The sequence below is a fragment of the Streptomyces sp. NPDC056452 genome, assembly GCF_042796085.1.
Classification (GTDB): Bacteria; Actinomycetota; Actinomycetes; order Streptomycetales; family Streptomycetaceae; genus Streptomyces.
The window spans coordinates 137,837-156,477 of the sequence record NZ_JBHTRI010000005.1 but is presented as its reverse complement, the minus strand read 5'-3'; the positions used below and the strand labels follow the sequence as shown (position 1 = coordinate 156,477).

The 18,641-nt window shown below is 70.2% G+C and carries 19 protein-coding genes; 9 read left to right on the top strand and 10 right to left on the bottom strand.

The window, feature by feature from the left end; all coding sequences use genetic code 11:
• The first annotated feature begins 343 nt into the window (after positions 1 to 343).
• From ACFQ6X_RS07155 to ACFQ6X_RS07145, 3 genes are all read left to right on the top strand, one after another.
• Positions 344 to 1,570 (top strand): glycoside hydrolase family 64 protein, encoded by a 1,227-nt coding sequence (locus ACFQ6X_RS07155; protein WP_329207032.1) that lies wholly within the window; start codon positions 344 to 346, stop codon positions 1,568 to 1,570.
• A gap of 207 nt (positions 1,571 to 1,777) precedes the next feature.
• Positions 1,778 to 3,526, top strand: coding sequence for an amidohydrolase (locus ACFQ6X_RS07150; protein ID WP_383177191.1), 1,749 nt, complete (start codon positions 1,778 to 1,780; stop codon positions 3,524 to 3,526).
• A 149-nt stretch (positions 3,527 to 3,675) separates the two neighbouring features.
• Positions 3,676 to 4,896: a cysteine desulfurase-like protein gene (locus ACFQ6X_RS07145; protein ID WP_383177188.1), complete on the top strand. Its 1,221-nt coding sequence runs from the start codon at positions 3,676 to 3,678 to the stop codon at positions 4,894 to 4,896.
• A 62-nt stretch (positions 4,897 to 4,958) separates the two neighbouring features.
• Here ACFQ6X_RS07145 and ACFQ6X_RS07140 read toward each other — a convergent pair whose 3' ends face one another.
• The gene (locus ACFQ6X_RS07140) at positions 4,959 to 5,480 is read right to left on the bottom strand and encodes a hypothetical protein (protein WP_383177185.1); all 522 of its coding nucleotides are present in this window, start codon (positions 5,478 to 5,480) and stop codon (positions 4,959 to 4,961) included.
• 254 nt (positions 5,481 to 5,734) lie between these two features.
• Here ACFQ6X_RS07140 and ACFQ6X_RS07135 point away from each other — a divergent pair, with 254 nt between their 5' ends.
• On the top strand, positions 5,735 to 6,352 hold the full coding sequence (locus tag ACFQ6X_RS07135) for a YceI family protein (RefSeq protein ID WP_383177182.1): 618 nt from the start codon (positions 5,735 to 5,737) through the stop codon (positions 6,350 to 6,352).
• 88 nt (positions 6,353 to 6,440) lie between these two features.
• Here the strand turns inward: ACFQ6X_RS07135 and ACFQ6X_RS07130 are convergent, their stop codons facing one another.
• Genes ACFQ6X_RS07130 through ACFQ6X_RS07120 form a run of 3 tightly spaced genes read right to left on the bottom strand, consistent with a single transcriptional unit; the run spans position 6,441 to position 8,572 of the window.
• Positions 6,441 to 7,073, bottom strand: a complete 633-nt coding sequence (locus ACFQ6X_RS07130; protein WP_383177179.1) for an SAM-dependent methyltransferase — start codon at positions 7,071 to 7,073, stop codon at positions 6,441 to 6,443.
• Positions 7,070 to 8,110, bottom strand: a complete 1,041-nt coding sequence (locus tag ACFQ6X_RS07125) for an NAD(P)/FAD-dependent oxidoreductase (protein ID WP_383177176.1) — start codon at positions 8,108 to 8,110, stop codon at positions 7,070 to 7,072. Before ACFQ6X_RS07125 ends, ACFQ6X_RS07130 begins: the two co-directional genes overlap by 4 nt.
• 15 nt (positions 8,111 to 8,125) lie before the next feature.
• Complete coding sequence (locus tag ACFQ6X_RS07120; RefSeq protein ID WP_383177173.1) at positions 8,126 to 8,572, bottom strand: ATP-binding protein; 447 nt, start codon at positions 8,570 to 8,572, stop codon at positions 8,126 to 8,128.
• A gap of 111 nt (positions 8,573 to 8,683) precedes the next feature.
• Between ACFQ6X_RS07120 and ACFQ6X_RS07115 the strand changes: the two genes are divergently transcribed.
• Both ACFQ6X_RS07115 and ACFQ6X_RS07110 read left to right on the top strand, forming a co-directional pair.
• On the top strand, positions 8,684 to 9,505 hold the full coding sequence (locus ACFQ6X_RS07115; protein ID WP_383177170.1) for a helix-turn-helix domain-containing protein: 822 nt from the start codon (positions 8,684 to 8,686) through the stop codon (positions 9,503 to 9,505).
• Positions 9,502 to 9,753 carry a DUF397 domain-containing protein gene (locus ACFQ6X_RS07110; protein WP_383177167.1) on the top strand — a complete coding sequence of 84 codons (252 nt, stop codon included), beginning with the start codon at positions 9,502 to 9,504 and terminating at the stop codon, positions 9,751 to 9,753. The genes ACFQ6X_RS07115 and ACFQ6X_RS07110 overlap by 4 nt, the downstream gene beginning before the upstream one ends.
• A 5-nt stretch (positions 9,754 to 9,758) precedes the next feature.
• Here the strand turns inward: ACFQ6X_RS07110 and ACFQ6X_RS07105 are convergent, their stop codons facing one another.
• Together ACFQ6X_RS07105 and ACFQ6X_RS07100 are read right to left on the bottom strand one after the other, a co-directional pair.
• Positions 9,759 to 10,793 (bottom strand): RNA polymerase sigma factor, encoded by a 1,035-nt coding sequence (locus ACFQ6X_RS07105; RefSeq protein WP_383177164.1) that lies wholly within the window; start codon positions 10,791 to 10,793, stop codon positions 9,759 to 9,761.
• A 112-nt stretch (positions 10,794 to 10,905) separates the two neighbouring features.
• Positions 10,906 to 11,139 carry a hypothetical protein gene (locus tag ACFQ6X_RS07100; RefSeq protein WP_383177161.1) on the bottom strand — a complete coding sequence of 78 codons (234 nt, stop codon included), beginning with the start codon at positions 11,137 to 11,139 and terminating at the stop codon, positions 10,906 to 10,908.
• 621 nt (positions 11,140 to 11,760) lie between these two features.
• Between ACFQ6X_RS07100 and ACFQ6X_RS07095 the strand changes: the two genes are divergently transcribed.
• Together ACFQ6X_RS07095 and ACFQ6X_RS07090 are read left to right on the top strand one after the other, a co-directional pair.
• Positions 11,761 to 13,131, top strand: a complete 1,371-nt coding sequence (locus ACFQ6X_RS07095; protein WP_383177158.1) for a cellulase family glycosylhydrolase — start codon at positions 11,761 to 11,763, stop codon at positions 13,129 to 13,131.
• Positions 13,132 to 13,319: 188 nt separating this feature from the next.
• The gene (locus tag ACFQ6X_RS07090) at positions 13,320 to 14,414 is read left to right on the top strand and encodes a cellulose-binding domain-containing protein (protein ID WP_383177467.1); all 1,095 of its coding nucleotides are present in this window, start codon (positions 13,320 to 13,322) and stop codon (positions 14,412 to 14,414) included.
• Positions 14,415 to 14,482: 68 nt separating this feature from the next.
• Here the strand turns inward: ACFQ6X_RS07090 and ACFQ6X_RS07085 are convergent, their stop codons facing one another.
• From ACFQ6X_RS07085 to ppk2, 4 genes are all read right to left on the bottom strand, one after another.
• On the bottom strand, positions 14,483 to 15,514 hold the full coding sequence (locus ACFQ6X_RS07085) for an ABC transporter permease subunit (protein WP_383177155.1): 1,032 nt from the start codon (positions 15,512 to 15,514) through the stop codon (positions 14,483 to 14,485).
• On the bottom strand, positions 15,511 to 16,404 hold the full coding sequence (locus ACFQ6X_RS07080; protein WP_383177152.1) for an ABC transporter ATP-binding protein: 894 nt from the start codon (positions 16,402 to 16,404) through the stop codon (positions 15,511 to 15,513). Before ACFQ6X_RS07080 ends, ACFQ6X_RS07085 begins: the two co-directional genes overlap by 4 nt.
• A complete protein-coding gene (locus tag ACFQ6X_RS07075) occupies positions 16,401 to 16,790 on the bottom strand; it encodes a GntR family transcriptional regulator (protein ID WP_329207062.1) in 390 nt (129 codons plus the stop codon). The genes ACFQ6X_RS07080 and ACFQ6X_RS07075 overlap by 4 nt, the downstream gene beginning before the upstream one ends.
• 135 nt (positions 16,791 to 16,925) lie before the next feature.
• Complete coding sequence (gene ppk2, locus ACFQ6X_RS07070) at positions 16,926 to 17,876, bottom strand: polyphosphate kinase 2 (RefSeq protein WP_383177148.1); 951 nt, start codon at positions 17,874 to 17,876, stop codon at positions 16,926 to 16,928.
• Between the two features lie 159 nt (positions 17,877 to 18,035).
• Between ppk2 and ACFQ6X_RS07065 the strand changes: the two genes are divergently transcribed.
• On the top strand, positions 18,036 to 18,614 hold the full coding sequence (locus ACFQ6X_RS07065; RefSeq protein WP_383177145.1) for an MSMEG_1061 family FMN-dependent PPOX-type flavoprotein: 579 nt from the start codon (positions 18,036 to 18,038) through the stop codon (positions 18,612 to 18,614).
• Positions 18,615 to 18,641 lie beyond the last annotated feature (27 nt).

The following is an 18,641-nucleotide window of genomic DNA, read 5'->3' as shown; positions in this document are numbered from 1 at the left end:
TCCCCCGGCCTCGACAGGGTCAACGTCATACCGCCCCGGAGGACTTACCAGTCCAACAACCGCGGTCAGTTAGTCCAAGAGCGGTAGGCCGGACCAGGCCGGGTCACGCGTTCAGTTCCTGTTCACCGCGAGCACCCGGCCATCGACCGAGGGTGGCGAAATGCTCGTCCGAACCGTCGAGTTGTGAAGAATTCCGATTCTTGAGAGCGCTCTCAGTCGTAAGTCTTGACGGTCGCGGCACCCGTGGCGAAAGTGGTTCGCACCGCAGGCGGCCCCCACCGCACGCCTCCCTCTCCACCACCCCATGACTCCGCCTGCGGCCCCCACACCTCGGGAGTTCTTCATGATTTCGCGCAGAATGTTCCTGACGGGCGCCGCCGCCTCCGCGACCGCGCTCACCTATCCGCTCTGGGGCAGCGCCCTGAGCCCGCGCACGTCGGCCGCACCGGCGACATGCGAACTCGCCCTGGAGAACCGCTCGTTGCCGGGCACGGTCCACGCGTACGTCACCGGCCACGAGCAGGGCACCGACCGCTGGGTGCTGCTGCGGGCCGACGGCAGCGTCTACCACCCGGACTCCCCGGGCGCACCGCAGACCCCTCTCCCGGTGGACTGCGCCATACCGCTGAAGCCCGCGGGCGCCGGACCGGTCGTGCTGACGCTCCCTCAGATGTACGGTGCGCGGGTCTACTTCGTACGGGACGACAAGCTGGACTTCTACCTCAACCCGGGCCCCTCGCTGGTCGAGCCGGCGTTCGCGACGCCGACCGACCCGAACTACGGGCGGACCTGGTCGTTCTGCGAGTTCACCTTCAACCCGCAGCAGATCTACGCGAACATCAGCTACGTCGACCTGGTGACCGCGCTGCCGATCGGCCTGACCCTGGAGGGCGACACCACGCACACCGTGGCGCCGCTCCCGGACGGCGCGGTGCAGCGCATCGCCGACGACCTGACGGCGCAGGCCGCCGCCGACGGGCAGCCCTGGGACAAGCTCGTGACGCGCGGCTCGGACGGGAAGGTCCTGCGGGTCGTCTCGCCGCAGAACCTGATGGCGCCGTTCTTCGACCGGCCGAACGAGATGCCGTTCCGGGACCTGTTCACGGCGCAGATCGACGAGGTCTGGGAGAAGTACCGCTCCACCGACCTGCGGATCGATCTCCAGGGCGGCCGGGGCACGCTCGCGGGCCGGGTCAGCGGCGACACCCTGACGTTCGAGGGCGGTCACACCTTCGTCAAGCCGACGTCGAAGGACATCTTCACCTGCAACCACGGGCCCTTCACGAACAACCCGGGTGACTCCGACGACAAGAAGGCACTGCTGGCGAGGATCGCCGCGGGCTTCAACCGCTCGATCATGCTCAGCCACCCCCAGCAGCCCAACGGCACCACGGTGGCGGACTACTACAAGGGCGCGGTGACCAATCACTGGTCGCGCGTCGTCCACGCGAACTCGCCGATCGGGTACGCGTTCCCGTACGACGACGTACGCCCGGACGGCCAGCCGGACGTCTCCGGGGCGGCCCACGACGGCAACCCGCGGCGCTTCACGGTGAGCGTCGGCTCCTGACCGGAGCCCCGCCCCAGGACCCCCGGGCCGCCCGCCGTCCCCCACACGGCAGGCGGCCCGGACTCCTGCCCTCCCGGCGGCCCGGCGGCCGTCCGGACAACCGGAACGTGTAACTCCAGAGATACGCGGACCTCTTGACTTCGCAACATCGGGAATGGAGAGTGCCCGGCACCCATACTTGTATATGCCATCGGCCCGGAGGCGCCTGTGTGCGACTTGCACGATCCCAGCGAGCACAACCATGAGATCCACGCCGCCGGTGACGGGCTCAGCCGCCGCCGGATCATGCAACTGCTCGGAGCCGCCGGGATCGCCACCACGGCGGTTGCGGCATCCGCCGACCCGGCGATGGCGGCGGCCTCCGACGAGGCCGCGGGCCTGATGGCGGCGGGCGCCGCCTACACACCGCCCGAGGGACTCGCCCAGGATTCGCCGGCCAAGCGGACCGCGCTCGGCTGGATCGAGCGGAACGCGTCACGGATCACCGGTCTGAACGACGAGATCTGGGAGCACGCCGAGCTGAGTCTGCGGGAGTGGAACTCCTCCCTCGCCCAGGCCGACTTCCTGCGCCGGGCGGGCTTCGACATCGAGTTCGGCACGGCCGGCTTCCCGACCGCCTTCACCGCCACGTACACCCGCGGCAAGGGTGGCCCGGCCATCGGCTTCAGCGGCGAGTACGACGCGCTGCCCGGCCTGTCCCAGAACAAGGGGGTGGGCGAGCACGATCCGAAGGAGTACGTCCACGACCCCTTCGCTCCGAGTTACGGGCCCGGTCACGGCTGCGGCCACTGCGCCCTGGGCGCGGCGGCCGCGGCGGCGGCCGCCGCGGTCGCGGAGGCCGCCCGGAGCCACAAGCTCGACGTGACCGTGAAGTTCTTCGGCTCGACCGCCGAGGAACAGCTGATCGGCAAGACCTACGCCGTCAGCCGGGGCGTGTACGACGGGCTCGACGCGTTCCTCGACTGGCACCCCTCCACCGGCAACGCCACCGGCTGGGGCACCTCCAACGCGATGACGGCCGTCACCTTCACCTTCCTCGGCGTCGCGGGGCACGGAGGCACCCCGCTCGGCAACAAGAGCGCGCTGGACGCGGCCGTGATGATGGCGACCATGTCGGAGTTCCTCCGCGAGGAGAGCATGGCGTCCTCCGCCCGGCTGCACTGGGTGATCAACAACGGCGGCGACATCCCGAACGTGACGCCGGAGATCGCGGAGATCTCCTACTACGTGCGGGAGGGGAGCGTCGAGCGGGTCCAGTCGCTGCTGGAGAAGGTCATAGCCGTCTCGGAGGCGGCTGCCACCGCCAGCCGCACCTCGGTGCGGCACAGGATCACCTCGGCCTGCTGGAACCAGCTCCCCTCGAAGGCCTTCGCCGAGCTGATGTACGACAACATGCGGCAGATCGGGCCGCCGAAGTTCTCCGCGGAGGCCCAGCGGCTGGCCAAGGAGCTCCAGGGCTCGCTGGGGCTGCCGCAGAGTGGTCTGCACGACGAGATCGGTGAGCTGTCGCCGCCCAACCCGGTCTTCCTGGGGGGCGGCTCCACCGATGTGGCCGACATCAGCTGGCAGGTTCCGACCGTGTCGATGGGTGCCGCTCTGGCCCCCATCGGATCGAAGATGCACACCTGGTCGACCGCCTCCTGCGCGGGGGCGGCGCCCGCCCACGCGGCCGTGAAGGCCGCCGCCGCCTACCTGGCCGCGACGGCTGTCGACCTCCTGGTGAAGCCGGAGCTGCTGCGCGGGGTCACGGAGGAGTTCGAGAAGCGGCGCAAGGACGTGGCCTGGAAGACGGCGCTGCCGGACGGGTACGAGCCGCCGATGTACGAGCCGCCGGCCTGGTTCCTGAAGAGGACGGGACAGAGCTGGCCGCCGGAGAACATCACCTGGCCGCCGCGCCGGGTGATCAGCAAGGAGAAGTTCTCCTCGCTCGGGCCGGCGTTGCCGCCGCAGACCTGACCCGTGACGGGCCGGGTGCCCGGCGGCCCCGAGCGGCTGCCGGGCACCCGGCTGCGCGCCGCGTACCGGCGCGGGGCAGGATCCTGTCCGGGGCCCGTACCCGTGCGCCGCCTCCCCAGCTGGTCCGCAGCCATGTTCCAGGAGAACGCATGCCCTTCGACGTCCACGCAGTCCGCGCGCAGATCCCGGCCCTGAAGTCCGGGTCGGCCCGCTTCGACGCGCCCGGCGGCACCCAGACGCCCCAGCCGGTCATCGACGCGATCACCGACGCGCTGGCGAACCCGCTCGCCGTCCGGGGAACGCAGAACGAGGGCGAGCGCAACGCGGAGGCCATCGTGGCCGGGGCCCGGTCCGCACTGGCCGACCTCCTGGGGGCCGAGCCGCGCGGCATCGTGTTCGGCCGCAGCTCGACGCAGCTCACCTACGACCTCTCCCGCACCCTGGCCAAGGACTGGGGGCCGGGTGACGAGGTGGTGGTCAGCCGTCTCGACCACGACTCCAACATCCGTCCCTGGATCCAGGCCGCCGAAGCGGTGGGCGCGACGGTCCGCTGGGCCGAGTTCGACCCCGAGACCGCGGAGCTGACGCCCGGCCACGTCGCCGCCGTACTCGGCGAGCGGACCCGGCTGGTCGCCGTCACCGGCGCGTCCAACCTCGTCGGCACCCGCCCCGACCTGCCCGCCATCGCCGGGCTCGTCCACCGCGCCGGCGCCCTGCTGCACGTCGACGCCGTGCACTACACGGCTCACGCGGCCGTCGACCTGACCGCCCTCGGCGCGGACTTCCTGGTCTGCTCGCCGTACAAGTTCCTCGGTCCGCACATGGGCGTGCTCGCGAGCCGGCCCGAACTGCTGGAGACCCTGCGGCCCGACAAGCTCCTGCCGTCCACCGACGCGATCCCGGAGCGCATGGAGCTGGGCACCCTCCCGTACGAGCTCCTGGCCGCCGCCCGCGCCGCGGTGGACTTCATCGCCTCGCTGGCTCCCGGCACCGAGGGCACCCGGCGGGAGCGGCTGCTCGCCGCCTTCGAGGAGATCGAGGCGCACGAGGACGCCCTGCGGGCGCGTATCGAGACCGGGCTGGCCGCCCTCGACGGGATCACGGTGCACTCGCGGGCGGCCCTGCGCACACCGACGCTGCTGCTGACGTTCCCGGGCCGCTCGGCCGCACTGGCCTCGCGGTACCTGGCCGAGCACGGGGTCGACGCTCCGGCCGGCTCCTTCTACGCCCTGGAGGCCTCGCGTCATCTGGGTCTGGGCGATGGGGGCGGGCTGCGGATCGGCCTCGCGCCGTACAGCAGCGCCGAGGACGCCGACCGGCTGCTGGACGCCCTGGCCGCGTTCCTCACCGCCCACCCCGCCGACGCCTGAGCGCCCCCGGACCACCCACGGTGCCCCCGTCCCGCCGGACGGGGGCACCTGTGCGTGCGGGATCAGCAGCCGCCGCAGTTGTAGTACGTCACGTCCCAGTGGTTGCCCTCGTCCGCGTAGACGTTGCCGGATCCGGACTGGTACTGGGGTGCTCCGTCGCCCCGTACGCCGATGTAGGTGAACGCGCTCTTCACGTAGTTCGTCAGGCAGGTGGTCTTGCCGAAGTCGAGCTTGTAGCCGTTCCAGTGCGAGTACGTGCCACTGGCGTGCCCGGTCTCGGTGCCGCCGGTGATGTTGAGCCCGCATCCCGTGGCGCTCTTGAGCGTCTGGGCGCCCTGGGCGCTGGTGAGGTTGAGCTGGTCGAAGGACGTACAGGTGGAGACGTTCCGGTTGGAGCAGCCGCCGGACGAGGACCAGGTGATCCCGGAGGAGCTGAAGCGGGAGGTCGCCTGGGAGTGGGTCAGCTTGGTCACTGCGTGGGCCTCGGTCGTGCCGCCGATCACGCCGACGCCGGGTGCGAAGAGCACACCGAGGACGAGGGCGAGGGCGGTCAGGGCCGAGCGGAGTACGGGACGGGTCAGCATGGGGGGATTCCTCCTGCTCATGACAAAACGGGGGATGAGCGAGCTGCCGTGCGGGGCGAGCAGGGAGATCCTGCCCGGTTCTACGCGCGTCCGCCAGAGGTACCGCACGACCGAACAGCGTGCGGAGCGGCTTTCGGAAGGGCCTGGACCCTTGTTGTTGAATTTCGAACCACATTGGTCTACAGTCAATCTCGTTGAAGGTTAAACAAGAACTTCGACAGCCACTCGTCTGAACACGTCCCCGAGGAGGAGCCATGGCTCTGTTCAACCGCAAGAACAACGACGCCCCGTCCACCACCGCCACCCTCGCGGTGGACCCCGCACTGGCCGCCCTGACCGGCACCTACGCGATCGACCCGGCGCACAGCAGCATCGGCTTCACCGTGCGCCACGCCATGGTCACCAACGTGCGCGGCTCCTTCGGTGAGCACGAGGGCACCCTGCAGCTGGACGGCACCGACCCGGCGAACTCCTCCGCCTCCATCGACGTCAAGATCGCCAGTGTCGACACCGGCATCGCCGACCGTGACGGCCACCTGGTCAGCGGCGACTTCTTCGAGGCCGAGAAGTTCCCCCTCATGACCTTCCGGTCCACCACGGCCCAGCAGCTCGGGGGCGACAAGTACCGCGTCACCGGCGACCTCACCATCAAGGACGTCACGCGCCCGCTCGCCATCGACCTGGAGTTCAACGGCTCCGCCACCGACGTCTACGGCAACGAGCGCGTGGGCTTCGAGGGCAGCACCGACATCCTGCGCTCCGACTGGGGCCTGACCTGGAACGCGGCGCTGGAGACCGGCGGCGTGATGGTCAGCGACAAGGTCAAGCTGAACTTCGACATCTCCGCGATCAAGGCCGCCCCGCAGGCCTGAACCGTACGGAGATCCTTAAACCGAGCGCGCCCGCCTTCGCTCCCCCACGGGGGAGGAAGGCGGGCGCTCGGCGTCCGGGGCCTCCCGGTCACACGGTGCGGCGCACCTTCAGTGCGTTGTCCGTGCGCGTGGTGGGGTTCCCGTCCGGGTCGTTCTGGATCCGCTCGTGCTCCGCACTGAGCAGCACCTCCCACTCCCCGTCCGGGAGTTCGAGGGAGGCGAGCACCTCGTCCGTGGTCGGCAGCTGCACATCCGGGTGGTCGTGCTCCCAGGAGGGGAAGCCCGCGTGCCCGACGATCAGGAGTACGCCGCCGGGCGCGACCACCGAGGCCGCCTGCCGCAGGATCCGCTCGCGCGGCAGATCGCCCATGGAGTGCAGGAACTGGGCGGAGACCAGGTCGTACTCCCCTTCCGGGAACGAGGCCCCCAGGTCGTGCCACTGCCAGTCGATCCGGTCCGCCACACCCGCGTCGGCCGCGTGCCCGGCCGCCCGCTCCAGGGCGACCCGCGAGATGTCGGTGCCGGTGACCGTCCAGCCCCACCGGGCGAGCCAGACCGCGTCGGCACCCTCGCCGCAGCCGAGGTCGAGGGCGCGCCCCGGCTTCAGGCCCTCCACTTCGCGGACCAGCGCGGTGTTGGGGTTCCCGCTCCAGATCCGGTCGCTCTCGCGGTACCGGTCGTCCCAGAGTTCGGCGTCGGTCCGGGTGGTGTCGTCGGTCATCGGGTCTCCTGCAGTCCATGACGGCGGTTTCCGAGCACGCGCTCGGTGACTTGTCGCTCGGCCTCGGCCGAGAAGGGTTCCTGCCGGGCGGCGACCGCGCGGCGGGTGTCCTCGGTGACGAGGTCCGCGTTCATGGCCGCCCCCGCCTTCAGCCCCGCGGCGGCGGCGCCGACGACCTGCTCCATGAGGTTGGCGACGTTACCGGCCACCCATACCCCGGGTACCTCGGTCGCACCGGCCGGATCGGCCTCGAAGTACGTGCCGACGAGGTGGTCGCCCATCTCCATCGCCGTGGGCACCAGGCCGAGGCTCTCCAGGACCCCGGATCGCGCGGTGAAGCGCGGCTGGACCACGAGCACCTCGCGCGGGATCACCGTGCCGCCGGCCACCCGCACTCCGGTGATCCGGTCGTCCTCGACGTCCAGCCCGGTCACCTCGCCGTCCACCACGGCGATGCCACGCGCGGCCAGCTGCTCGTACTCCTCGTCGGTGAAGTCGGACCGGAGGTGCCGGAACAGCACCACGTCATCGCTCCACTGCCGCCAGAGCAGCGCCTGGTGCACAGCCATCGGGCTCACGGCCAGGACGCCGATCGCCCGGTCCCGCACCTCCCAGCCGTGGCAGTACGGGCAGTGCAGCAGATCGCGGCCCCAGCGCTCGGCCAGGCCTTCCACCTGCGGCAGTTCATCGACCAGCCCGGTGGTCACCAGCAGCCGGCGCGTCTCGACGGTGCTCCCGTCCCCCCGTACGACCCGGAATCCGCCGTCGGGGAGCTTCTCGGCCGCCACGACCTCGCCCTCGACGATCTCGGCCCCGTACGCGGACGCCTCCGCCCGGCCGATCGCCAGCAGCTCCGAGGGCGGGGTGCCCTCGCGGCCCAGGTAGTTGTGCACGTGGGACGCGGGTGCGTTGCGCGGGCTGCCCGCGTCGATCACGAGCACGGAACGCCGCGCCCTGGCCAGGGCCAGGGCCCCGCTCAGCCCGGCGGCCCCGCCACCCACCACGACCACGTCGTAGCGCTGATTCTTGTCGCTCATGCGAAACACCTCCATCTACGGCAGATGGTGCGCGCACTCTCCCATTTCGACAAGCTTGCTTGCCGAAGCGGCAAACTCGCACCAGACGGCCTTCCCCGGGCTCCGCTCCCCCACCCCCCATGCGTCGGCGAGCGCCCCGACGAGCACCAGGCCGCGCCCGTACTCCTGGTGCGGGGCGGGGTCCGGCCCCGCCTGGACCTCGCCGCCGCCGCTGTCGTGGACCTCGACCCTGAGCACCCGCTCCCAGGAGAGGCGCACACGGAATCCACGGCCGGGCGGGACGCCGTGGACCAGTGCGTTGGTGGCGAGTTCGCTCACACAGAGCAGTACGTCGTCGACGGGCACCCCGCACGCCCAGTCGAGCAGCGCCGCACGCACGAACTGCCGTGCGAGGGGGATCGACCTGCGTTCGCGGCGGTAGAACGCCTCACGGAGGCAGAGGAGTTGAGTTGATTCATTCACGCGACGACTGTCACAGACCGTCACTATGGTTGATCAGCGCGTCAGGTCGTACATCGCGTTTGTACGGGTGCTGACGGGTCCGGCGGGGTCGCGTACGGGGAGAGGCACAGCATGCACTCGGCAAAGAGGAACAAGCGGGTCACGTCCTGGCACGTGATCGGCGCGCAGCTGGCCACGTTCCGCAAGGCGGCCCGGCTGACGCAGGCGTCGCTGGCCGACCGCTTCTGTGTGGGCGAGGACACGATCGCCTCGATCGAACAGGGCCGCCGGCCGCTCCAGGCGGACTTCGCGACGCAGCTGGACGAACTGCTGGACACCAAGGGGGTGTTACGGGTCGCGGTGGCAAAGGTGCCGCAGAGGGAGCGGTTCCCGGCGTTCGCGCAGGACTTCGTGGAGTACGAGCAGGAGGCGGTGACGCTGCTGTCCTACGAGAACCAGGTGGTGCCTGGGCAGCTCCAGACGGAGGAGTACGCCCGGTTCGTCTTCTCCTGCCTCTACCCACCCCTCGAAGAGGAGCAACGCGAGGAGTGGGTCAGCGCACGACTCGACCGCCAGAAGCTTCTGGAACGCAAGCCGCGTCCGATGCTGCACTTCGTGCTGGAGGAGAGCATCCTCCGCAGCGAGATCGGAGGTCTCGCCATGCGAAGGGAGCAGATCCAGCACCTGCGGCGGTGCATGGAACTCCCCTTTCTGGGCCTTCAGATCATGCCCATGAAGTTGTCAAGACACGCTGGCCTCGCGGGCCCCATGGTGTTGCTCGAGACCCCCGATCATGACCATCTCGCCTACGTTGAGGCCCAGTTGGCCAGCGTGCTCCACGACGACCCGGCCGACGTCAGTGTGCTCCAGCAGAAATATGGGATGCTGCGTTCGCAGGCGCTTTCCGTCGAAAACAGTGCGCGCCTACTGGACGACCTGCTTGGAGAGTCATGAATCGCGCAGCACGCGGCACAGCCCTCAGTTGGTTCAAGTCCAGTCACAGCAGCGACCAGGGCGGCAACTGTCTCGAAGTCGCCTACGACTGGCACAAGTCCAGTTACAGCAGCGACCAGGGCGGCGCGTGCGTCGAGGTCTCCGCCCACCCCGCCGCCGTGCACATCCGCGACTCCAAGGTCCTCGACGGCCCGGTCCTCACCGTGTCCCCGGCCGCCTGGGCCGCTCTCGTCAGCGCCGCGGCCTAGCAACTTCAGCGCAGATCGACCGCGCCGCCCAACCTGGCGGTGGTGATGCCGGACGGTACCGAGGGCGCTTCCGGACGAGGGGCATCTGACGCGTCCACCGGCAGTGACGGCATCGACTCGGGCATGGTCACCGACGGCAGCGCCGGAACCTGCGCGCCGTATTCGATCGAGACCTCCACGGTCACCGCGTCCAGCGGCTCGTGAGTCCTCGGCTGGCCCGGATCGGACCGCGAGATGCCCTGAGGCCCCCGGTCGATGCGATGCGGGCCCAAGGAGGGCGATGCCCCGTGAGGACGTGACCCGGCGCGGGGAGCGGGGAACTCCACGGCCGGGGCGGCACGCGCCACCACCGCCTCGGGCCTGCTCCCGGAAGGCAGGTCGTCCGGCCGGTCGAGGGGTCCGGCAGGGAGAACCGCTCCCGCCACGGCGAGCGTCATCGCCGCTGATGTCGCCCCCGCGGACTGGGCGACGCCCGTACGGGGAAATCTGCGTGCGCACATCCACACGGTCGCGGCCAGCGTGAGGCTCCCGGCCAGGACGTTGCGCAGCGACCGCCTGGCTCTGGCGAGCAGTGACTCGGTCGCCCGGTAGCTCAGCCCCATGGCCCGGGCCACCTGCCCGACGTCGAGGTCCTGCGCCTGGAGTCGCAGCGCCTGCACCTGGCGGGCGGGCAGCAGCTCCGCGCTGCGGGCGGCCAGCCACCTGGCCTCCGCCCGGTCGCAGGCCACCTCCTCGACCAGGAAGGGCTCGACCGGAGCGACGGACAGGCTCTTGCCCAACTCCCGGTCGCGGGCGACCTCGCGGTTCCGGTCGGCGCATGCGCGTACGGTCGCGAGCCTGAGCCACGAGCGCACCCGGCCGAGCTGGACGTCAGGGTCCTCCACGGCGCGGATCATCGCTTCCTGGACGGCGTCCTCGGCCTCTTCGTCGCTAGATGAGCGACTGCGGGCGATCTCCAGCAGCTCGTCCCGGTGACTCCAGACGAGCTCCCACCGGTTGCCCGGGCCGTCCGGGCGACGAGCGGTACGCGGATCGCTCACGCGCAGAGCCTCCGGTCCTTGGATTCAGGTCCGATGTGCAGGGACCATGGTGCGGCCGGCCCCTATGCCCCGCGACCTGGCAGGTATCGGGGCATACGGGCTCAGCGCCGGATCAGACCGCGAGAGTCGCGGCGGAGCCGAGCCCGGCGACGCCGAGCACGCTGCCGCCGAGGGCGCCCGAGAGGCTGCCGGCGAGCGGCAGCGCGCCCAGGTCGGCACCGACCGCACCGGCGATGCCACCGACGAGCGGCGCCTCGAGCGAAGCCGCGCCGGCGATGCCGCCGGACACGACGTCCAGGTCCGCGTCGGAGATTTCCTGGGTCTGCACCTGGGGGGCGGAGCTCATCATGTGAATTCCCTTCGCATTAATTCCGAATGACTGGAGCCAACTCCGCAATAGCGAAAGGCCCTTGTCGCTGCCGCGATTACCGAAGCCTCGCCCTGCGCCCGAAGGCGGCGAACTTCACCGCGGCGCGATGTGAGGGATGTAAGCACGTGAGGGCGTTGCGGGGCCAGCCTTCAGCAGTCCCGCGAATTGCCCTCCGGTATCGATGGGACAACACGGTCACATTGCTCCATGGACCGGTACAGATTCTTCACTCGCCCGACCGACGGACGTTCCGTCGGCCGAATCTTCGATCCGCCATGAAAGGGACATTGTCGGCCGTCGACGCGACGGATCCGGTCCCCACCCGGAATGCCGCAGGGCGCGACTCGCCACCTGCGGACACGGTGTGCAGATCTGCCGCAGACGGCTCGGGCCCGTCTGCCGGAAGCTCGGCCGGGGGCTCGATTCCGGACCTCGGCCGGTTCGGCGGGACGAGCGCCGGTTCCGCGGTGCCGTGCCTCCCGTACCACTCTTCGCCGTATGTCTGTACGCGCATCGGCGCGCGGTGTACGGTGTCGGGCCGATGGGCAATGGGAGCGCTCCCACCGCGCTCTTCCCGCTTCGCACGAGGAGAACGCCATGAAACGCCTGCTCGCCTTACTGGCGACCTGCGCGACAGTCCTGGGCCTCACGGCCGCGATCGCCCCCCAGGCGGCGGCCGCAGCCGGCTGCAGGGTCGATTACACAGTCACCAGTCAGTGGACGGGCGGCTTCCAGGCCGGAGTGAAGATCACCAACCTGGGCGCCCCCGTCACGGGATGGACCCTCGGGTTCGCCCTGCCGGACGCGGGGCAGAAGATCGCCCAGGGCTGGAACGCCACCTGGTCGCAGTCCGGCTCCGCGGTCACCGCCGTCGGCGTCGACTGGAACCGCACGCTGGCCACCGGCGCGGCGGCCGACGTGGGGTTCACGGGTTCCTTCACGGGCGCCAACCCGAAACCCACGGCGTTCACGCTCAACGGCGTCGCCTGCACGGGTACCACCGAGGAACCCCCGCCCGTCCCGGCCGACGGCACCCCCGTGGACATCAACGGCCCGCTCCACGTCTGCGGCGTGAACCTGTGCAACCAGTACAACCGCCCCGTACAGCTGCGGGGCATGAGCACGCACGGCATCCAGTGGTTCAGCGAGTGCTACAACGCCGCGTCCCTGGACGCCCTGGCGAAGGACTGGAAGTCGGACCTGCTGCGCATCGCCATGTACGTGCAGGAGGACGGCTACGAGACCGACCCGGCGGGCTTCACCAGCCGCGTGAACAGCCTCGTCGACATGGCAGAGGCCCGTGGCATGTACGCCTTGATCGATTTCCACACCCTGACGCCGGGTGACCCGAACTTCAACCTCGCACGCGCGAAGACGTTCTTCGCCTCCGTCGCCGCCCGCAACGCCGACAAGAAGAACGTGATCTACGAGATCGCCAATGAGCCCAACGGCGTGAGCTGGTCGGCCATCAAGAACTACGCCGAGCAGGTCATCCCGGTGATCCGGGCCGCCGACCCGGACGCCGTCGTCATCGTCGGCACCCGCGGCTGGTCCTCGCTGGGGGTCTCGGACGGCTCCAACGAGAGCGAGATCGTCAGCAATCCCGTCAATGCCACCAACCTCATGTACGCGTTCCACTTCTACGCCGCGAGCCACAAGGACAACTACCGCACCACGGTGAGCCGGGCGGCTTCACAACTGCCCTTGTTCGTCACCGAGTTCGGCACGGTGAGCGCCACCGGCGGTGGAACGATGGACGCGTCGAGCACCACGGCGTGGCTGAACCTGCTCGATCAGCTGAAGATCAGCTACGCGAACTGGACCTACTCCGACGCCCCCGAGAGCAGTGCGGCGCTGCGGCCCGGCACCTGCTCCGGCGGCGACTACAGCAGCAGCGGGGTGCTGACCGAGTCCGGAGCGCTGCTCAAGAACCGGATCAGTACTCCCGACAGCTTCCCCACCGGCTGACGTCCGGCGGGGGCTCCGGCCGGGCCGGAGCCCCCGCCCGATGACGGGACCCGTTCCCGTCGCCCTTCCGCACCCCCTCACCCCCTGCCTCGGAGGCACACGTGCGCGTCCTTCTCCCTCGATTACTGCACAGGCGGTGGACGGCGGTCCTCACGGCCGTCGTGCTCCTGGCGTCCGGCTTCACGGCGATGTCCGCGAGCGGCGCCGAGTCCGGCTGCCGGGTCGACTACACCGTGAACAAGTGGACGGGCGGCTACACCGCCCAGATCAAGGTCACGAATCTCGGCCCGGCACTGGACGGCTGGCGTCTGAACTGGACCTACACCGGCGACCAGCAGGTGACTTCGGCGTGGAACGCGGGCGTCACCCAGACCGGTAGCTCCGTCGTCGCCGTGGGCTCCGGCTGGAACGGCACGCTGGCCACGGGTGGCACGGCCGACTTCGGCCTGCAGGGGACCTGGCGCTCGGCCGACCCCGCACCGAGCGACTTCAGCCTCAACGGCACGCCCTGCGGCGGTGACGGCACCTCGCCGCCGACCACTCCCCCCACGACACCGCCGCCCACCACCCCGCCACCCACGACTCCGCCCGGCGCGGACTGCGGCAGCGCCGTGATCTGTTCCGATTTCGAGGACCAGACCGGCCCCGCCCCGTCCGGCGCCTGGCAGTTCACCGCACCCGACTGCCAGGGCACCGGTACGGCCGCTGTCGACACCGCGGTCGCCCACAGCGGCAGCAGGTCACTGCGGGTCGACGGCGGAACCGGCTACTGCAACCACGCCTTCGTCGCCTCCACCGCGGACCTGTCCTCGGTGGGTCCGGTGATGCACGTACGCATGTGGGTGAGGCACACCACCACGCTCCCCGCCGCCCACGTCACGTTCGTCTCCCTGCCCGACAGCTCCCAGGCCGGCCGGAGCCTGCGCGTCGGGGGCCAGAACGGCGCCCTGCAGTGGAACCGGGAGAGCGACGACGCCACACTGCCGGCGCAGAGCCCGGTCGGCGTGGCGCTGAGCAGGCCGCTGCCGACGGGAAGCTGGCAGTGCCTGCGGTTCGCGATCGACACGACGGCGCCCGGTCTCGACACCTGGCTCGGCGACGAGCAGATTCCGGGCCTGCACGCCGACGGTGTCCCCACACAGGACATCGACCAGCAGTGGCTCGCCCGAACCGCACCGCCCCGGCCCACGGCCCTGCGACTGGGGTGGGAGAGCTACGGGACGGGTGACGACACCCTGTGGTTCGACGATGTGACCGTCGGCTCCGCTCCCATCGGCTGCTGACAGGTCGTAGAGTCGCAAGGGCGGCCGAAGCCAGTTGCGTTGGCTTCGGCCGCCTCAGCGGTTCCCCGTCAGTTCAGGCGGCGGCGCAGCCACCAGACGCAGAAGCCGGTCAGCAGTCCGGACAGGGCGAGGAAGATCGCTGTCTCGATCCACTGGAACGGCCAGTAGCGGTCGGCGGGATGGTAGGACACCTCGACGTGGAGGTCGGACTCCGCGAAGCACTTGATGGCGTCCGTGTCGCGGCTCGCGCAGCCCTCGGCCCCCCGGACCTCCCTGCCCGCCGAATCGAGCACCGGCCCTGTGCCGGACACCACCCAGGCGCCCGGTTTGGACACGCCCACGTCCAGGCTCGCGTTGTCGTCGTCGCCGGACAGGAGGATGTTCGTCGCCGTCCACTCCGGCGTGGCGGACGACTCGGCGCCGCCCTCGTCCCCGGGCATGGTGATCGCCTTGAGCGATACGACGGCATGTTCCGGCGCGATGAGGTGCGGGCGGACGGCGAAGGGCATGAGGACCTGGACCGCGACGAACAGGGCGAGTGTGGCCGCCATCGCGGGGACCGTTCTGCGGATCAGCAGTCCGGCGCAGGCACCGGCGGTGAAGGCGAAGGCCGCGTAGGCGAGCGGGACGATGCCCCGCCCGTCGAAGAGGACGGGGGTGAAGCGTTCGCTGTAGACCTCGTCGAGCGGGGCCGCCCACCAGGTCACCCCGAGGCTGAGCAGTCCCGCGACGGCCACGGCGCTCAGGCCGACGGCCGAGAGTTTGACCGCGAGCCAGTGGGTGCGGCTGATGCTCTGGTTCCAGACCAGCCGGTGGGTGCCGGTCTCCAGCTCCCGGGCGATCAGCGGCGCGCCCCAGAAGATGCCGAAGACCCCGGGGACGGCGATGACGAGACCGGTGGCGAGGAAGTACAGGGACTCGTACTCGGTGATGAACGCGTTCTTGGCCGATCCGCAGTCGGTGCCGCAGCCGAGGATGTTGCTGTCGTAGGTGTCCCGGATCTGGATACCGGTGACCAGGAGGGCCGCCGCGATCACGACGAGGGCCGCGAGGGCCACCAGGGTCTGGACACGGTACTGGCGCCAGGTGAGCCAGATCATCGCTGTGCCTCCAGTGCGGAACGGCCGGCCGGGCGGGCCCTGCCGTCGGCCATGTACGTGAGGACGAGGTCCTCCAGGTCGAGGGGTTCCAGGACCCAGGCGGGGTCGTGGACCGGGGCGGCGGCCCGGACGATGAAGGTGCTCTGCCGCTCGGTGTGCGTGGCCGTCAGGACCCGCATCCCGTCCGGCAGGTCCTCCGCGTCACGGCGTGCCGTCGTGAGCCGGAAGTGCGTGCCCAGGAGGTCGTCGACGTCGCCGGCGATCTGGACGCGGGAGGCGACCAGGGAGATCAGGTGGTCACAGACCCGCTCCAGGTCGGAGACCAGGTGCGAGGAGAGGATGACGGTGGTGCCGTGCTCGGCGACGTACTCCATGAGTCCCTGCAGGAACTCGCGCCGGGCCAGCGGGTCCAGGGCGGCGACCGGCTCGTCCAGGATGAGCAGTTCGGGCCGCTTGGCCACGGCGAGGGTCAGGGCGACCTGGGCGCGCTGGCCCCCGGAGAGCTTGCCGACCCGCTGGGCGGGGTCCAGGCCGAGGTCCTGGATCCGGCCCAGGGCCAGCTTATCGTCCCAGGCCGGGTTGAGCCGGGCACCGAGGCGCAGGTGATCGGCGATGGACAGCCCGGTGTACGTCGGGGTGTCCTGGGCGACGAAGCCGACCTTGGCCAGCTGCCCGGGCCCGGACGCGGGGCGTCCGCCGAGGACTTCGATGGTGCCCGCGGTCGGGGTGATCAGCCCGCAGGCCAGCTGCAACAGCGTTGATTTTCCTGCCCCGTTGGGGCCGACCAGGCCGACGACCCGGCCGGCGGGCACGCTCAGGGTGCAGTCGTCCAGCGCCTGGCGGCGGCCGTACCGCTTGCCCAGGCCTCTCGCTTCCAGAATTGCGGTCATTTCTCCTCTTCGGTGGAGGTGCGGAAGGTGCTCAGGAACAGGGCCTCGATGCTCTCCTCGTTCAGCCCCGCTGCTCGCGCCCGCTCCAGCCAGCCGCGCAACTCCTGCCGCAGCGGCTCGTGTTCGGACAGCGAGGCATCGCTGAGGGTGCTGGACACGAACGTCCCGACGCCGGGCTTCTTGGCGACCAGGCCCTCGTACTCGAGCTCCCGGTACGCCTTGAGCACGGTGTTGGGGTTGATCGCGACCTTCGCCGCGACGTCCTTGACCGTGGGCAGCCTGTCGCCCTCGAACAGCAGTCCCAGCCGCATCGCCTGACGCACCTGGTGGACGAGCTGCAGGTACGGCGCGACGCCGGACCGGGAGTCGAGGTGAAACTCGATCACCGTCTCCTCTATTCATCTAGGTTCCTAGCACTATAGGACTCTAGCGATCCCTGATCTGTCAACGGAACCGGCCGGGCGCGCGGAAAAAGGGCGGCACATGTGTGTGCCGCCCTCGGGATCCGTACGCCGTACGCCCTACGGGTGTTCGCCCGGACCTTCCGCGTTCGGAGCGAAGCGGGTGGGTGAGAGCGCCGTGTCCTCCTCGCCCGGTTCCAGCAGGGTGGCGGCGGCACCCACGATGAGGGGGTCCGGCCGACCGACGGCCTCGACGTCCTTCGCCGCGTAGTCGATACGGGCCAGGAGGCTGCGCATGGCCTCGATGCGGGCGCGGCGCTTGTCGTTGCTCTTCACGACGGTCCACGGCGCGTGCGCGGTGTCGGTGACGCGGAACATCTCGACCTTCGCCGTGGTGTAGTCGTCCCAGCGGTCGAGGGAGTCGATGTCGGTGGACGAGAGCTTCCACTGGCGCACCGGGTCGACCTGGCGGATGGCGAAGCGGGTGCGCTGTTCGGCCCGGGAGACGGAGAACCAGAACTTCACGACGATGATGCCGTCCTCGACGAGCATGTCCTCGAAGGCCGGGCACTGCTCGAGGAACACCTCGTACTCCTGCTCCGTGCAAAAGCCCATGACCCGCTCGACGCCGGCCCGGTTGTACCAGGAGCGGTCGAAGAAGACGATCTCGCCCGGCGCCGGCAGGTGGGCCACGTAACGCTGGAAGTACCACTGGCCCCGCTCACGCTCCGTGGGCTTGTCCAGGGCGACGATGCGGGCGCCACGGGGGTTGAGGCGTTCGGTGAAGCGCTGGATGGTGCCGCCCTTGCCGGCCGCGTCCCGCCCCTCGCACACCACGACGACGCGCGCGCCGGCGTCCTTCGTCCACCGCTGGAGCTTGAGCAGCTCGATCTGCAGGATGCGCTTGGTCCGGTCGTACTCCTTGCGGCGGATCTTGCGGTCGTACGGGTAGTTCTGCCGCCAGGTCTTGATCGGCCGGCCCGCCTCGTCGAGCAGGACCGGCTGCTCCGGCCTGCTGGTGTCGACGGTCAGCCCGTCCAGCAACTGCTTGCCCACCTCGTCGCGGTCCACCCTGCCCAGCCTGGCACCCGTTCGCACCGGGTGCCACCGGATCGCGGACGGATCGCGCGCCCCTCCCCGCACCGACACCCACGGGGTTCCAAGTAAGGTAACCCTAATAACGGCAGGTCGGCGATGAGCTGCCGCATCCCGCGAGGTACGGAGAAACCCTTGTCGAACGCCGCGCCCGCCGCGCCCTCCCGTACCGGGGACCCGCTGGCCGGAGCCGTACCCCTGCAGTCGGCGGAGCAGTTGCGGGAGATCCTCGGCGTTCCGTGGCCCCTCGTCATCGACAAGGTCCATGACACGCTCACCGACGACGACCTCGGCCTGCTGGCCCGTGCGCCGTTCTGCGCCGTGTCCACCTCCGACGCCGACGGCAACTGCGACACCTCCCCGCGCGGCGGCGAGCCGGGCTTCACCCGGGTCCTGGACGCGCGCACCCTCGCGTTGCCCGACCTTCCGGGCAACCGGCGCGGCGACAGCTTCCACAACATCCTGTCCAACCCACACGTCGGCCTGCTCTACCTCATACCCGGGGCGATGACCGTTCTGCGGATCAACGGCCGCGCCCGGATCCTCACGGACGCACCGTTCTTCGACGACATGACGGTCAAGGGCAAGCGTCCGGATCTCGCTCTGGTCGTCGAGATCGACGAGATCTACCTGCACTGCCCGGCTGCCCTGCGTCGCTCCGGCGTCTGGGCCCCGGACACGTGGGAGGGAGCCGTCCAGGCTTCCCCGTCCTGAGTCGGAACCCCTGAGTCGGAAACCCCT